11 protein-coding genes are annotated in these 14863 nt (G+C 68.0%); 3 read left to right on the plus strand and 8 right to left on the minus strand.

Features of this window, described 5'->3' with window-relative positions; genetic code table 11:
• Positions 1-87: 87 nt before the first annotated feature.
• On the plus strand, positions 88-4413 hold the full coding sequence (locus DFQ14_RS03465; RefSeq protein ID WP_246195650.1) for a cation-translocating P-type ATPase: 4326 nt from the start codon (positions 88-90) through the stop codon (positions 4411-4413).
• 271 nt (positions 4414-4684) lie between these two features.
• Here the strand turns inward: DFQ14_RS03465 and DFQ14_RS03470 are convergent, their stop codons facing one another.
• From DFQ14_RS03470 to DFQ14_RS03480, 3 genes are all read right to left on the minus strand, one after another.
• Positions 4685-5422 (minus strand): polyamine aminopropyltransferase, encoded by a 738-nt coding sequence (locus DFQ14_RS03470; protein WP_114452085.1) that lies wholly within the window; start codon positions 5420-5422, stop codon positions 4685-4687.
• A 118-nt stretch (positions 5423-5540) separates the two neighbouring features.
• Entirely contained in the window at positions 5541-6698 is a 1158-nt protein-coding gene (locus DFQ14_RS03475; RefSeq protein WP_114451613.1) for a DUF1015 family protein, read from the minus strand.
• Entirely contained in the window at positions 6695-7720 is a 1026-nt protein-coding gene (locus tag DFQ14_RS03480; RefSeq protein WP_114451614.1) for a 3-phosphoglycerate dehydrogenase, read from the minus strand. The genes DFQ14_RS03475 and DFQ14_RS03480 overlap by 4 nt, the downstream gene beginning before the upstream one ends.
• Before the next feature lie 375 nt (positions 7721-8095).
• On the opposite strand from DFQ14_RS03480, the gene DFQ14_RS21765 reads away from it, so the two are divergent.
• Complete coding sequence (locus DFQ14_RS21765) at positions 8096-8779, plus strand: sulfotransferase family protein (protein WP_158546643.1); 684 nt, start codon at positions 8096-8098, stop codon at positions 8777-8779.
• A 108-nt stretch (positions 8780-8887) separates the two neighbouring features.
• On the opposite strand, the gene DFQ14_RS03490 is transcribed toward DFQ14_RS21765, so the two are convergent.
• From DFQ14_RS03490 to DFQ14_RS03510, 5 genes are read right to left on the minus strand one after another with little or no spacing between them, the layout of a single operon-like run.
• The gene (locus DFQ14_RS03490) at positions 8888-9550 is read right to left on the minus strand and encodes an alpha/beta hydrolase (protein WP_114451615.1); all 663 of its coding nucleotides are present in this window, start codon (positions 9548-9550) and stop codon (positions 8888-8890) included.
• Positions 9551-9552: 2 nt separating this feature from the next.
• Positions 9553-10104: a flavin reductase family protein gene (locus DFQ14_RS03495; protein WP_114451616.1), complete on the minus strand. Its 552-nt coding sequence runs from the start codon at positions 10102-10104 to the stop codon at positions 9553-9555.
• A 49-nt stretch (positions 10105-10153) separates the two neighbouring features.
• On the minus strand, positions 10154-11353 hold the full coding sequence (locus DFQ14_RS03500) for an acyl-CoA dehydrogenase family protein (protein WP_114451617.1): 1200 nt from the start codon (positions 11351-11353) through the stop codon (positions 10154-10156).
• Positions 11354-11359: 6 nt separating this feature from the next.
• Positions 11360-12379 carry an alpha/beta fold hydrolase gene (locus DFQ14_RS03505; RefSeq protein WP_246195651.1) on the minus strand — a complete coding sequence of 340 codons (1020 nt, stop codon included), beginning with the start codon at positions 12377-12379 and terminating at the stop codon, positions 11360-11362.
• 40 nt (positions 12380-12419) lie between these two features.
• Positions 12420-13373: a VOC family protein gene (locus DFQ14_RS03510; RefSeq protein WP_114451618.1), complete on the minus strand. Its 954-nt coding sequence runs from the start codon at positions 13371-13373 to the stop codon at positions 12420-12422.
• A gap of 425 nt (positions 13374-13798) precedes the next feature.
• Between DFQ14_RS03510 and DFQ14_RS03515 the strand changes: the two genes are divergently transcribed.
• Positions 13799-14806: an AraC-like ligand-binding domain-containing protein gene (locus tag DFQ14_RS03515; protein ID WP_114451619.1), complete on the plus strand. Its 1008-nt coding sequence runs from the start codon at positions 13799-13801 to the stop codon at positions 14804-14806.
• Positions 14807-14863 lie beyond the last annotated feature (57 nt).

Here is a 14863-nt window from a genome sequence, read left to right on the forward strand (position 1 = left end):
GAGTCCTCGCCCGGAGTCACGTCGTCGGAGGGGCAGGACCGGTCGCGGTCGAGCTCGACGAGTGCTTGATCCGCGATGCCGGTGAGCGTGGGCGCACTTGCCTCCCGATTGCTGACGCCGGTGACGGCTGCGGTCCGCACCGTCGCCCGGCTCGGCGCTTCCCGGGCCACCTGGTCGTCGAACGGCCGAGCCTATGTTGCGGCGCGGGGAGTGCACGTTCCCGGCAACGAGGAGCGGGCCGGGCTGATCTCCCGGCATCTGGAGCACCTCGGCGGAGTCGAGTGGGCGGAAATCAACGCCGCACTCGGGTGCGTGGTCGTCGGCCACGACCCGGAGACGATCGGCGTTGCCGAGTTGGCCGACGCGGTGGAGGAAGCCGAGCGCTTCAGCGGGTTGGCGGATGAGCCCCATGCCGAGGCCGGCACCATTCACCCGGCGAATCCCGGTAGCGCTTTCGGGCATGCGCTCGTGATTGCGGCGAATCTCACCGGTCTGGGCTATGCGACGGTCGCCCGGGCTCTGCCGGTGCCCGCCCTGCCGGAGTCGGTCCCGGCCATGCTGACGACCGCCGACTCGGCCCCACAGATCCGCGGGCCGTTGGAGGAACGCCTGGGGCGGGTTGGTGCCGATCTGGTGCTCAGTCTGGGCAGTGCCGCGGCGCACACGTTCGCCCAGCAGCCGACCAGCTTGCTCGCCGAGTCCGCGCTGCAGTACTGCCTGTTGCGGGAATCCCAGGCGTCCCATCGCAGTTGGCTGCGGTGGGACGCCCGATTCGGCACCCCGCCCGAGACGCGTCGCAGCGTCCCGCAGGATGTGCAGGACCGCCCCGGCTCGCTGCCGTTCGGGCCGGTCGAGCGGGTCGGCCACAGTGCGGTACTGGCGGGGCCCGCGGCATTCGCGGCGGCGCTGGGGATGACGCGCAACGTGCAGCGGGCGCAGGGTTTTCTGGTGGCGGCAGCGCCGCGTGCGGCCCAGCTCGGCCGGGAGGCCTTCGCCGCGCAGCTGGGTTTCGGCCTGGCCGAGAAGGGCACGCTCGTGCTGGATCCGCGCGCCTTGCGCAAGCTGGATCGCCTCGACACGGTCGTCGTCGATGCCGCCGCACTGACCACCGGGAGACGGGCCGTCCAAGATCTTGTTCCGCTGCACGACGATCTCGACAGCGCAGAGCTGTGGGAGTGGGCGCACGCACTCATCGGGCAGGGCGAATCCGTGGAGACCCCCGCGGAGGGCTGGAGTGCCCGGCCGGTGCGCGACCGCTCCACGCTGCCGCACCAGTGGCGGAACGGACCCACGACCCCGGGTGGTCGGTTCTTCTCCCTGGACCGGGGTGCCGACACGGTGGCGATGCTCGAGGTGGCCGACGAGATCGACCCGTTGACCGACAAGCTGCTGGCCGCAGCGCGCGGGGTCGGGACCGTGCGGATCGCCGGGCGCGGAAGCCGCCTGGCCGAGCGGCTCGGTGTGGAGGAGACGGTCCCCGGAGGGACCCATCTGGCGGGATCCGTACGCGCGTTGCAAGCCGAGGGCAGAGGCGTCGCCGTCGTCTCGCCGCACGGGGGTGCCGGTCTCGCCTCGGCCGACCTGGGGATCGGTATCGCGCGGGAGAAGAGCCCGCCGTGGGGCGCGGACATCTTCGGTGGTCCTGGCCTGGGGGAGAGCTGTGCGGTGCTCGGGCTGAGTCCGCTTGCGCGCACGGTCAGCCGGCGCAGTGCGCAGTTCGCCGCCGTCGCTTCGGTCAGTGGGGCGGTGCTGGCCCTGCTCGGGCCGGCCTACCGCAGCCAGGGCCGCGCCGGAGTGCCTGTTTCCGCCGCGACCGTGCTCGCCTTCGGTGCCGGCACCTGGTGGGGCATGCAGGCTGCCGGACGTCCGATGCCGCAGGCGGCCCCGCGCACTCCCTGGCACACCATGTCTCCGTCCACTGTGCTGCAGTTGCTGAGCAGCTCCCCGGATGGTTTGTCCGATGAGGAGGCACGGAACCGCGGGACGGAGCAGGCGCAGCGGCCCGAACGCCGACAGGTGAGTCTGGTGCGGGCGACCCTCGAGGAGCTGGAAAGTCCGTTGACTCCGGCTCTGGTCGGGGGTGCCACGCTCTCGGCGGGTATCGGAGCCGTCACGGATGCCGCCGTGATCGGTGCGGTGCTCGGCATGAATGCGCTGATCGGCGCGGTGCAGCGCCTCAGGGCCGACCGCGCGCTGGGCAAACTCCTCGAGGCGAGCACGATTCCCGTGGCGCTGCGCCGCGACGGCAGGCAGGTCAGCGTCGTCGAGAACGAGTTGGTGCCCGGCGACGTGGTCGAACTGGTCTCCGGCGATTCCGTGCCCGCCGACTGCCGCCTGCTGCACGCCGACGGTCTCGAGGTCGACGAGTCCAGCCTCACGGGGGAATCGCAGCTGGTGACCAAGACCGAGGCGGCGACACCCGCGGCAGCGGTCGCGGAACGACGCAGCATGCTGTATCAGGGCACGGCCGTCGCCGCCGGTGAGGCCAGAGCGGTGGTGGTGGCCACCGGGACGGACACCGAGGCCGGGCGCACGGCCGGGTTGGAGGAGGGCCCGGCTCGTACCTCGGGGGTGGCGGCGCGGCTGCAGTCGTTGACGAAGGTGACGGTTCCGCTGTGCGTGGGTGCCGGAGTCGTGTTGCTGGCAGCGGACCTGCTGCGTGGCCGCGCTCTGGGAGTGGCGGTGGGGCGCGCGGTGAGCTTGGCCGTGGCCGCGGTGCCCGAAGGCCTTCCGTTCGTGGCCACCGCCGCGGAGCTGGCGTCGGCGCAGCGGTTGTCCCGGCGGGGCGCTCTGGTGCGCAATTCCTCGACCATCGAGGCTCTCGGGCGTGCCCAGGCTCTTTGCTTCGACAAGACCGGCACGCTGACCGAAGGGCAGATCTCGCTGCGCTACGTCTCCGACGGCACGCGCAGTCTTCCCGTCGAAGAGTCCGCACGGGTGCATCGCAGGGTGGTCGGCGCGGCGTTGCGGGCCAGCCCCGCGGGGGAGAACGGGGAAGTCCTGCCGCATCCCACCGATCGTGCCGTGGTCGAGGGGGCGCAGGAACTCGGTGTGTCGCCGGACGAGGGTATGCCGGGGTGGTGGCGTCTCGAGGAGTTGCCGTTCGAGCCGTCCCGCTCCTATCACGCGATACTGGGGACTTCCGAGCAGGGACAGCTGCTCAGCGTGAAAGGTGCCCCGGAAGTCGTGCTGGCCCAATGCACGCACCGATATGCCGACGGCGAGCGGGTCCCGCTCGACGACGCAGCTCGGCAGTCCATCATGGACGAAATGGACAGGTTGGCGCGCAAGGGGTTGCGGGTGCTCGCCGTCGCCGAACGACCGGCCTCCGATCGTCGCGATCTCGACGAGTCCCGGATTCGTGACTTGACGTTGTCCGGCATGGTCGCCTTGGCGGACACGATCCGGCCCACTGCGGCCGAATCCGTTGCCCAGCTCCAGCAGGCCGGTGTTCAGATCGTCATGGTCACCGGCGACCATCCCAGCACGGCCCAGGCCATCGCCGCCGATCTCAATGTCCTCAATGGACACAGTGTGATGACCGGTCCGGACCTGGATGCTCTCGATGACACGCAACTGTCGACGGTGGTCGGTGATGTGGCCGTGTTCGCGCGCGTCACGCCCGAACAGAAGGCCCGCATCGTCCGCGCGTTGCAGGAGATCGGTCGCATCGTGGCGGTGACCGGTGACGGCGCCAACGATGCTCCCGCGATCAGGCTCGCCGACATCGGTATCGCTCTGGGCGCGCAGGCCACCCCGGCCGCTCGTGGAGCCGCCGATCTCGTGGTCACCGAGGACCGTATCGAGACCATCGTCGATGCCCTCGTCGAGGGCCGCGCCATGTGGGCCTCCGTGCGTGATGCGCTGGCGATCCTGCTCGGCGGCAATCTCGGCGAAATCGGCTACACCGTCATCACCGGCCTCGTCACCCCTCGGGGCGGGATGAACGCGCGACAGTTGTTGCTGGTCAACGTTCTCACCGACGTTCTCCCGGCGATGGCGATCGCCGTTCGCCCCCCGCCGCAGATCACCCCGCAGATGCTGCTGGCCGAAGGGCCGGAAGCCTCCCTCGGTGCTGCCCTGACCCGCGACATCTACCGCCGCGGTGCCATCACCGCCGGCGCCGCCACCGCGGCATGGTTCCTCGGCCGCATGACCGGCACCGCCCGGCACGCCAGTACGGTCGCCCTCGTTGCCCTGATCAGCGCGCAACTCGGTCAGACCATGGCCATCCGCGGGCGCACCCCCCTGGTTCTCGGATGTGCCCTCGCCTCGGTGGCCGCTCTCGTCGTGGTCGTCCAGCTTCCGGGGCTGAGCCAGTTCTTCGGCTGCACCCCGCTGTGGCCACACGGCTGGGGCATCGCACTCGGTGCCGCGAGTGCCGCGACTCTGGCCGGTCTCGCCGTCCAGTGACGGTGCCACCGGCCCGGGTCCTTCTGGTTCAGTATGCCCGCGCGGGCATACCTATCCCCATGATCAACCTTGCTGTGAAGGCGCTACACTGACTCGCGTCACTCGCTCGTGACCCCTGCGAGTGAACGTTCCGATGCCCTGAACACGTCTCCCCCCGCGTGTTCAGGGCATCTCCCGAGCGTCAGCACGGTGGCGCAGTACCGGCACGGGGGGTAGGTATCGCCGAGTCCGGGGACCTGCCACCGGGTGTGCGGTAGCGCGGATTCGAGGGTCATTGCGGAGCGTGGCCGGCCGGATCCCGCCTGGCCACGTAGACGGTGTTGGCCGACTGTCCGGCCGTGTAGGGGTTGTGGAAGGTCACCACGTGTGCCTCCGCGCTCGCGAAGACCTCCGCGAGCGCGGCGGTGACGTCGTCGTCGGGCGGATCGTCCGACCACAGCGCGAAGACTCCACCCGGGTGGAGATGGTCGGCGAGTCGACGCAAACCCTCGGGCCGGTAGAACGCGGCATGGCTCGGATGCAGAACCCGGTGTGGCGTGTGATCGATGTCGACGAGAACGGCGTGGAAGCGCCGCCCCGGCACTTCGGGGTCGAATCCCGAGTCGCTACCGGCCATCGCGAAGAAATCGCCGTGTACGAGCCGGCTTCGCGGATCCGCCGTCACGGAGGTGGCAAGGGGGAGCAGCTCACGCCGGTGCCACTCGATCACCTCGTCGAGCGCTTCCACCGCGATCAGTGAGCGCACACGCGAGTCCTCCAGCACGGTTCGGGCGGTGTAGCCGAGCCCGAGCCCGCCGACCACGACGTCGAGCTCGGTCCCCGCCTGCTCGGCCAGGCCGAGCCGTGCAAGCTCGATCTCGGCCACCGTGAACAGGCTCGACATGAGAAACTCGTCGCCGAGTTTGACCTCGTAGACGTCCGCTTTCAGGACGGGATCCAGTCTCCGCCGGAGACTGATGGCGCCGATGGGGGTCTCACGCCAATCGATTTCCTCGAAACGTCCACTCACCGAGCCCATCCGTTCCTCGCCGTATCGCGTGCCCCGGAATCGTACGGCGTTTCGAGCCCGACCGGCCGGCCCAGGTGCGGGAGTCGGGAACACGTACCGGCTGCGGTGGCAGCCTCTTTCAGAACAGCTCCCGAGCGAACAGCCCGGCCCCGGCCTTGGGATGGAAGCACGTCGACTTCGGCGGCATGACCAGCCCGGCATCCGAGACGGCCATGACTTGCTCGACGCTGGGCGGATGGGGAAAGAACCCGATCGCGTCCCGCTCGGCACACCAGCACGTGGCCCCGCCGGTGTTCTCCGCGGCGAACACCGGTGCGCCCCGGGGCCGGGATTCGACGGTGCCGAACATCGCGGGAAGGAGCTCCTCGTCGAGCGTGACAATGTCGAGCGAGGCACGAACGTGCTCGCTCTCCCGTGGCGCGCGGAGCCACAGCCGGTAGGAACGGCCGTCGAGACGCACCGTCACGATGCCGGGCGCGGGGCTTGCCGTCTCGGTGGAGGCGCATTCCTCGACCCGCGCGGTCACGGGCTGTGCGGCGAGCCGTTCGAGCACGTCCGACGCGGACATTCCTTCCGGAAGCGGGAGGCAGCGGTGGTAGCCGAGGATGCGCATCTCGTCGCTCGGGAAGAGCGCGGCGAGCGTGAAGGCCCCGGCATGGTCCTCGCCGAGGCGGCTGCGCCTGCCGGCGTATCGTTCCGCGGCCGCCATCCGGTGGTGCCCGTCGGCGATGTACAGCGTGTCGATGTGTCCGAGCTCGTCCTGGATGGTTCGCGCGAGTTCGGCGTCGTGCCGGATCCAGGCGGTGTGGGTGATCCCGTCGGCGGCGTCGAGGTGCACATCGGGTTCGCCCGCCGCGATCTCGGTGAGCAGCGAGCTCAGCCGAGCACGGCTCGGGTGGGCGAGGGTCACCGGCATGTGTTCGATACCGGTGGCCTCGATGATCTCGTTGAGTCGGCGCTCGCGTTCGGGCTGGGTGGCCTCGTGACGACGAATACGGCCGGTGCGGTAATCGTCGATCGACACCTCGACCACGACTCCGGTCTGCCGGTGCCGGTCGGAGCCCATCCGGTACACGATCACGGCCGGTGCGGGCGGACGGGTGTAGCCGCCGGTGTTGAGGTGCTGCCGTATCCGCACCGGGTCGGTGGCCCCCTCGGTGGTTCCCGCGCATCGTTGCGTGGCCACCAGTACGCGCGGCGGGCGCGTGGTGATCCCCGTGGTGCCTGCGGGGGATTCGGGCGCGGTGGTCGTCTGCTGGGCGTGGGAAGCGTTCATGAGACACCGCCGGAATCCAGCGACGACGTGATCCGGTCGGGCTGCACCGGCAGTGCGGTGTCGAGGTTGACGCAGTGCAGGACCCGGCCTGACTCGAACGTGTCGATCATCCGCACGACCTCGTCGGCCACCGCCTGCTGCGCCTGTTCGGTCGACGCTCCGATGTGGTGGGTGCCGTAGACGTTCGGATGCTTGGCCAGTTGTGAGTCGATGCTGCCCGTGCTCGCGCCCGGTTCGTCCGCGAACACGTCGAGGCCGGCGCGCACCCCCTTGGTTTCCATCGCCTCGATGAGTGCGTCCTCGTCGACGAGCTCCCCGCGCGAGGTGTTCACGATGAGTGTGCCGGGCTGGACGTGGGTGAGCAGGTCGCGGTCGATCAGCTGCCGCGTGTCCTCGGCTGCGGGCACGTGCAGGGACAGGACATCGCACGTTCGTGCGAGTTCCTCGAGGGTGTCGACGAAGCTGATGCCGATCGCCCGGGCCCGGTCGAGGGTCTCCTGGTCGCGCCCCGGCTTGGCCACGGCGTGGACCTGCGTGCCGAATGCTGCGGCTCGTTCGGCGAAGGCCAGCCCGATCTGGCCCAGCCCGACGACGCCGACCCGGCGCCCGAAGATGCCTTGCGCCCGGGAGTAGCGCTTCTTGTCCCAGCGGCCCGCGCGCAGGTCGGTGACGCTGTCGGCGATGTTGCGGTCCAGCGCCAGCATCAGGGCGCAGGCGAGCTCGGCCACCGCGAGTGCGTTCCGCCCCGGCACGTTGCAGACGTAGATCCCACGCTGGGCGGCCGTGTCGCAGTCGATGGTGTTGGTGCCCGAACCCGCTCGGATCACCAGACGCAGGGTGTCGGCTTCTTCGAGAACCGAGGCGGGGACTTTGGTGCTGCGTACGACGAGGACGTCACATCCCGCGAGCTTGTCGGGAAGCTGCTCGGTGGTCGTGTCCGGTTCGTAGGCACAGTCGTGAGCGCGCTCGGTCAGCTCGCTCAGGGACGCGTCCGGGAAGGCATCGGCGACAAGGATCCTCATCGGCTACCCCCTTGCGATCGGTGGACTCATCCGGGCGGTTCCCTGTGTGTACCCAGGCCCGGCGTCGTCCATGAGTCGAGCGGTGAGTCCTGACGCGGCACCATGCCCCACAGAACTTCCCTGTTGCTCATTGCGCAAGATATTGCTTATAGCGCAATGGTGGCTGCGCCGGTGGGGGACGTCAACACCCGCGCCCGAGCGGGTGGCGCCGACTCGCTCGGCAGCGTGACCACGCGTGTTTCGGTCTGCGAGCCGAGGTCGGAGTGGCTACCATGCGGGTCTGCGGTAGGCAATATCCGACTGCCATCACGGCAACGGCATCGGCGGGGCGCGTGGGCGCCGATGAGGTCCCTGTGGTCCACGAGAGGAAACGCGATGTTGGACGTGATTGGTGCCGGCTTCGGTCGTACCGGTACCGCCTCGTTGAAAGCCGCTCTGGAGCATCTCGGCTTCGGCCCCTGCTACCACATGTTCGAGGTCATCGCCCGGCCCGAACGGATATTCGAGTGGGCACGGGCGATCGATGACGAGTCCGTGTGCTGGGACGAGGTGTTCGACGGTTATCGAGCCAGCGTGGACTGGCCGGGAGCTGCCTTCTGGCGGGAGCTCACCGAGACCTACCCGAGCGCCAAGGTGATTCTGACCGTCCGTGACCCGCAACGGTGGTACGACAGCACCTACAACACCATCTACCGGTTCTCCGAGCAGACCCGCGATTCCGCCGGTGTGCTGCCGGTGGAACGAGGCTTTTCCGATCGATTCTCGTCCACGATCGACCGGATCATCTGGGGCGGCACCTTCGACGGCCGTTTCGCGGATCGCGAGCACGCGATCGAGGTGTTCGAACGGCACAATGCCGAGGTACAGCGCAGCGTTCCCGCTGAGCGTCTGCTGGTCTACCGGGTCGGCCAGGGCTGGCAGCCGTTGTGCGAATTCCTCGGTGTGGACGTACCGGACGAGGATTTCCCGCACGTCAACGAAGCGGCGTCGCTGCCGGAGCTGGCGGAGACGGTCCGGCGTGAGGGCCGGATTCCGTCACCGTTCACTTCGCCGAGCTGATACGTCGCTCAGAGCGGCAAGTCGCTCCCGCGCCGGTGTTGTTTCCCGGTACGGGAGCACAGGTGGGCGCTGAGTCCCTTGCAGGAGGAGAAATCGGCCGGTCACCACTCATTCTTTCCGCAAAGCTGAGACATCGCCCAGCAGCCGGGTGGTCGCCGCGCAGGCTTCGTCGGTGATGATGTGCTCGGTACCGGGATCGATGCGCAGGTCGACCCCGGCACCGGCGTGGGTCAGCAGCGCTGCGGTGTCTTCGACCCGGGAACGGGGAACCCACGGGTCCCGGTCGATGCTGCGCAGGACGGCGGGAACTTCTCGCAGCGGTTCGCCTTCGGGTGCTTGCCGTGGTCCCGGACCGAGATAGCCGCCGGTGAACAGGATGATCCCGGCGAATCGCCGCGGCGAGGACAGTACGTAGTGGGAGAGCAGGCAGGCGCCTTGCGAGAAACCCCAGAGAACTGTCCGGTCCGGCCCGAATCCGACCTCGGCGAGGTGGCCCAGACACAGGTCGATGGTGTGCAGGGCCTCGTCGAGATCAGGCTGGTTGCGTTCCAGTGGTTCGAGGAACGGCTGGGGATACCAGCTGTTGCCCGCGGCTTCGGGAGCGTAGAACCGTGCCGGACTCGCACCGAAGCGCTGCGCCGTCTGCTGCATGAACGTCGGGTCCTGGCCGCGCCCGTGCACGGCGAGCACCGCCAGTTCGGCGTCGGCCCGAGCGACGCCGAACTGCAGCATGGCGCCACCGTCGTGCCTGTTCGACAGGTACTGATGCATGCTCAAGCCAGCACCGCCGCTTCGTCGAGTGCGTACCACGTTCGATTCCGGTAGACGAGCGGCGAGTCGAGGTGCCGGCCGGCCTGCACGTGCAGGACACGGACGATGACCACGGTGGCGCTGCCTGCTTCCACCCGGTCGACCGTGCGCCCGCGCAGCCAGCTGTCCACTCCCGCCAGCAGCGGTTCCCCGGTTGCCAGGCGGGTCCAGCTGCCGGTGTCGGCGAACCGGTCGATCCCGCCGGTCGCGAACCTCCTGGCCAACTCCAGCTGGTCGGAGCCGAGCAGGTGGACGACCACCGTGTCGGCGCGTGCGATCAGCGGAGTGGCCGAGGAACTCGACGACAGCGAGAACGCGAGCAAGGCCGGCTCGGCGGAGACCGAGATCACCGAGGTGGCGGTCAACCCGGACGGTCCGCTGCCGTCATCGGCGGTGATGATGGCCACGCCCGCGGGATGGTTGCGGAAGGCGGCCTTGAAATCCGCGGTGACGGGCGTCTCCGACGGCAAGTCCCCGGTGGAGTCGGTGGGCGCGCTCGCGTCGTGCGAAGCCATGTCGTCGGCAACCTCCTTCGACGTTGTCGAGCATTCGCGCGGAAGCGGTTCACTCCTGTTCTTGCAGGTCCAGGAAAACCCACTGCGCATCGGGGGCCAGACCGCTCAGCCACTTGCCGCAGTTCTGCAGCACCACCGGACCGGAGGTGATGTGCTGGGTGCCCGCGTGGAGATCGCGGAAGTAACGCTGGAGAACGCCTCGCCGCAATGCGGCCGTAGCCGCCCACTTGTACACCGTTTGCCCCACGTCCTGCACGGACCATGTCGTGTTGTTCAGCATCAACCGGGTCAGGGTCTCCTGTTCCGTGCTGAGGAATTCCCCTCGATCCAGCGCCGCCTCGTTGTTCGCCCAGACCTCCATGGCCCATGCATGCGCCGACCGGAGCTTGCTCTCCGCGTTCGCGTACTCGGCATGGAACTGGTCGGTGTCCACCGGGGATTTCGGTGCTCCGGTTTTCTTCTCGGCCAGGGATTTCATCTCGTCCAGCATCCGGCGTCCCACACCGAGGGCCCACCCGGTGTGGCAGATCCCGGACATGTTCGCCAGGCCCATGCGGTAGATCGCTCCGCCGTTGCGGACGTCCATCGTGGCCACGTCGTGGACGTGGCTGTCGGGAACGAAGACGTCGTCGCAGGTGTAGTCGATGCTGCTGGTGGCTCGCAGCCCCATCACATCCCAGTTGTCGATCAACCTCGCCTGGTCCTTGGGCAGGGTGAACACCAGTGCCCGACCGTTTTCCTCGCACAGCGCGGCGGTGTGGATGTGGCTGGCCAGCGAGATGCCGGAGGCGAAGTGCCAGTGGCCGCTGATGCGGTAGCCCCCGTCGACCTGCACCGCTTTCCCGAGTTTGGTGCCCTGCCCGGCGATCAACGCATGGTGGCCGCCGGCGACATCGGGATAGAGATCGCGGGCCGCCTCCTGCCCGAGGTAGGCCGCCGTCGTGCCGGTGACCATTTGCAGCGCCATGAACGCCCAACCCGCGGAGGCGTCCGCGTAGGAAATCCGGGCGATGGTTTCGATCACCTGGCGCGGCGAGAATTCGTAGCCGCCCAGGCTGCGCGGGATCCCCACTCGGAAGGCGCCCGCTTCGTGCAGGGCCTTCGCCACCTCGTCGGTGAGCTGCCCCAGTTCCTCGCCTTTCTCGGCGTTGTCGCTCAAGATGTGGCTGATGCCGTCCAACCGCTCCAGGAGCGCATCGAACTCGTCGCTGACGTTGATGCCGGGCGTGGTCGTGAGCTCGGTGGTCATGCTTGTTCACTCCTCGATGGGCGTTTGATCGTGCTCGGTGATCCAATCGATGACCGGTGTGATCGTGTGATCGGAGTTCGCTTCGAAGGTCAGGCCGTGCCCGTTTCCGGTGATGCCGTACTCGGGCAGGTGCACGGGCTCGGCGCGGGCGCCTGCGGTGTTCAGGAAGTCGACCACGTGGGGGGCGAACTCGGCGAAGGCGGACGAGCCGCCGCTGACCACGGCGATCGGTGTGTCGGCGAGTGCGGGAATGCGCAGCGTGGCCGGGTCGGCGCTTTCCGCCTCCTCGGGGCGGTGCAGTGGCGGGTCGTAGGTGATCCGGTGCGCGGTCAGGCCCCAGGCGAGTTTGCCGAGGCCGGGGAAGTCCGCGAACGGCGGTCCTACCGGTTCGATCGCTGCGATCGCCGCCACCTGCTTCGGCCGGGAGTCGGCGACCAGCCATCCGACCGGTCCGCCCGCGGAGTGGGTGACCACCACGGCCGGCCCCACGATGTCCAGCAGGCGGGCGAGCCGGTCGGCATCCATGCGTTGCGATTCGGCCAGGTCCGCGGGCAGTGATCCCATGGCACCCAGCAGCTGATCGAGATCGTCGGAGCCGATGTCGCGCTCGTAGGTCCATTGGGTGTGCGTGGTGCGGGCATCATCGGGCAGGAACAGTGCCTGCGCTGCCTCGTAAGGGAACTGCTCGCCCATGGCGCCGACGATGTCCGGGTGGAGCGGGGAGCGGCCGTGGCCGCAGCGATCGACCACGTAGACCGCGAAGCCGGCCTCGACGAAGCGGGTTGCCCATCCGGGGCGCCCGTCCGGGGTGCCCGTCCAGTCGGTGCCCTGCCCACCGCCACCGTGGACGAGCACGAGCGGCTCCGGACGTGTGACCACCGGCGGTGCCTCCCAGTGGACGAACATCGGTGCCCGCTGAACGGTTCCGTGTTCGGCCTCGACCCGTTCCCCGGGGATCCAGAAATGCCCGCGCCTGACGGTGATCTCGTGGCCGGTCGTCAGGTGTGGTGCTTGCTGCGGTGTCATCGCACCTCCTTCGACGTTTGCTCGAAGCCCCGAAAATCCCTTAAATGTCGATCTTTTCCAACCGCTCGAAAATCTCCTCGCGGCGGTGCTCGAACTGCTCGGGCAACTGGAACCTGGTGCCCAGTTCCCGAGGGGATTCGTCGCAGGTCCATCCGCCGCCTTCGTGGGTGACGGCGAGTTCGAAAAGGGCGCCGCTCGGGGTGCGCACGTAGACGCTCTTGAAGTACTTGCGGTCCTTGAGTTCGGAAATGTCGGTGTAGCCGCGCCCTTCGATGGCGAACTTGACATCGTCCTGGTTGGTCAACGTGTCGACGTTCCAGGCGAAGTGGTGGAAAGTTCCGGCCCCGTACCCCCAGGTGCCCTGCTCGTCGGTGCGGTTGACGGTGATCTCCAGATGGTTTCCGTACTTCTGGTTGCCGATCTGCAGCGCGGCCTTGTCGCCTTCCTCCAGCAGCCGCCCTTGCGAGTGGAAGGACTCGTCGGCGAACTCCACCATGCGGTCGGGGGTGGTCACGTGGACGCCCACACCGTGCAGCCCACGAATGGCGTGCTCCTGGGGAACGCCGTAGCCCGCATGGCCGACACGTTCGTCGGCGGTGTTGCCGACGAGGACGTACTCGATTCCGGACGGGTGCCGAAACGCCAGCCGGCGTTGATCGAACACGTCGATGTTGTCGACGTCGATGCCGTGCTCGGTCAGCCGCTGGTGCCAGTAGTTCATCGATTCGTGCGGAACCGACAGCAGCACTTCGCGAGCCTGGTTGGTGCCGCGCTTGCCGTGGAATCCCGCTTGCGCCCACGGGAATGTGGTGACCACGCTGGACGGATCACCGTGCGCATTCGAGTAGTAAAGATGGTAGATGGGCAGTGCACCGTCGAACAGGACCGTGCGCTTGATCATGCGCATCCCCAGCACTTTGACGTGGAAATCCACGTCTTCCTGGGCACCTGCCACGGACAGGGTGACATGATGTGAGCCCTCGACGTACGCCATTGGTTTCTCCTCACCGAGTGCCGAGCGTTGCTGTTGCTTTCCGCAACCGGATCGGTCCGCTTCCGAGTTGCGTGGCGGAAACGCTAGGTCACCGGTTGAGCAGCGTTCATCGCTTGTGCGTGCACAGGAATGTCGAATGCGTGCACAGCAAATCCCTCAGCGCTTGCCGGCCGCGCCTCGCTGTCGTAGCAGCGAAGTGCGCTGTCGAATCCGTGCACGGATCAGGCGATGCCGATCTTGTACCTGATCGGGATATCCCGGCCCGGGCAGCGTCAACGGCGACCGGCGGCTCATGATCACATTTGTATGGTGACGTAGATCACACTGTGCTCTGGATCTCAGCATGTCAGACTCAATCCACTTCTTCGAAAACTGGCGTCTCCGCGCGGAGGCGAGGACGAGACTGCGAGCGGTTGGAGAAGAGGATGACGTTGCCGGTGGACGAGTTGCTGACCTCCGGGCTGGTGTCCCGCGACAGGGGGCCGGAGGTCGCCTTCGACTCCTGGAAGACCGTTGTTCAGCGCAGTGTCCTGCGGTTCGACTTCGACTGCGACCATCCTCGGGCGTTCAGGGGTGCCGTCAGTCGACGATCCCTGGCCGGGGTCGACTTCGTCAGCATGGAGTCCGAGAAGCACGGCGCGTATCGGGGTCCGGAGACGATTTCCTCGTCGGACATGGGGTATTACGTGATGTCCCTGCAGATGTCCGGAGAATTTCGGATGTTGCAGGACGGCCGGACTGCGGTGCTCAGGCCCGGCTTGTTCGCGATCTACGACTCCTCCAAGCCGGTCACCCTCGTTTCCAGTGACGACTACAAGTCGGTGTGCATCAAGTTTCCGAAGGAATCCATCGGGGCCCGGCGCGAGGACTGCCTGGCCGGCATCACTGCGACGGCGTTCGACTGCGGCGTGGGATTGTCGTCCGCGGTCTGGGCGATGGTGCTCAGCTTGAACCGGAGCTTGGGTTCACTGGGGCACAGTGGCCCGCTGGCCGTTCGCAACATGATGGAGCTGGTGACGGCCATGTTGCGCACGGAACTCGGCCAGAACGAGCTCGACGAGGCGGAACCGCGGGAGGCGCTGCTGCGACGGATTCGCGAGTACATCGACGCTCGGTTGTCGGATCCGGACCTGAGTCCGCATACCGTTGCGGCGGCGCACTACATCTCGCCGAGATACTTGCACAGCCTGTTCGCGGGGACGGATTTCACGGTGTCGGCGTGGATACGGGCACGGCGGATCGAACTGTGCCGGCGTGATCTCGCGGACCCGCGGATGGTGGATGTTCCGGCCGTGGCGATCGCCGCGCGCTGGGGCTTCAAGGGCGCCTCCCATTTCGGCCAGGTGTTCAAGCGGGAGACCGGATCGACTCCGGCGGAATTTCGCAGGCAGGCCATGGCGCAACTGCACGAGAGTCGGGGATGCTCGAGCTGAGAGCGTTCCCGCAGCCTGGCGAGGCTGGAATTCTGGGACTCGTCGCTGCACAGCCGC

Source organism: Halopolyspora algeriensis (assembly GCF_003337235.1).
Taxonomy (GTDB): domain Bacteria; phylum Actinomycetota; class Actinomycetes; order Mycobacteriales; family Pseudonocardiaceae; genus Haloactinomyces; species Haloactinomyces algeriensis.

Excerpts from the sequence above, each read along its gene's own strand:
- DFQ14_RS03515 (WP_114451619.1), top strand. The coding sequence starts at position 13,799 with ATGACGTTGCCGGTGGACGAGTTGCTGACCTCCGGGCTGGTGTCCCGC.
- DFQ14_RS03500 (WP_114451617.1), bottom strand. The coding sequence starts at position 11,353 with ATGACCACCGAGCTCACGACCACGCCCGGCATCAACGTCAGCGACGAG.
- DFQ14_RS03495 (WP_114451616.1), bottom strand. The coding sequence starts at position 10,104 with ATGGCTTCGCACGACGCGAGCGCGCCCACCGACTCCACCGGGGACTTG.
- DFQ14_RS21765 (WP_158546643.1), top strand. The coding sequence starts at position 8,096 with ATGTTGGACGTGATTGGTGCCGGCTTCGGTCGTACCGGTACCGCCTCG.
- DFQ14_RS03505 (WP_246195651.1), bottom strand. The coding sequence starts at position 12,379 with ATGACACCGCAGCAAGCACCACACCTGACGACCGGCCACGAGATCACC.
- DFQ14_RS03475 (WP_114451613.1), bottom strand. The coding sequence starts at position 6,698 with ATGAACGCTTCCCACGCCCAGCAGACGACCACCGCGCCCGAATCCCCC.
- DFQ14_RS03480 (WP_114451614.1), bottom strand. The coding sequence starts at position 7,720 with ATGAGGATCCTTGTCGCCGATGCCTTCCCGGACGCGTCCCTGAGCGAG.
- DFQ14_RS03490 (WP_114451615.1), bottom strand. The coding sequence starts at position 9,550 with ATGCATCAGTACCTGTCGAACAGGCACGACGGTGGCGCCATGCTGCAG.
- DFQ14_RS03510 (WP_114451618.1), bottom strand. The coding sequence starts at position 13,373 with ATGGCGTACGTCGAGGGCTCACATCATGTCACCCTGTCCGTGGCAGGT.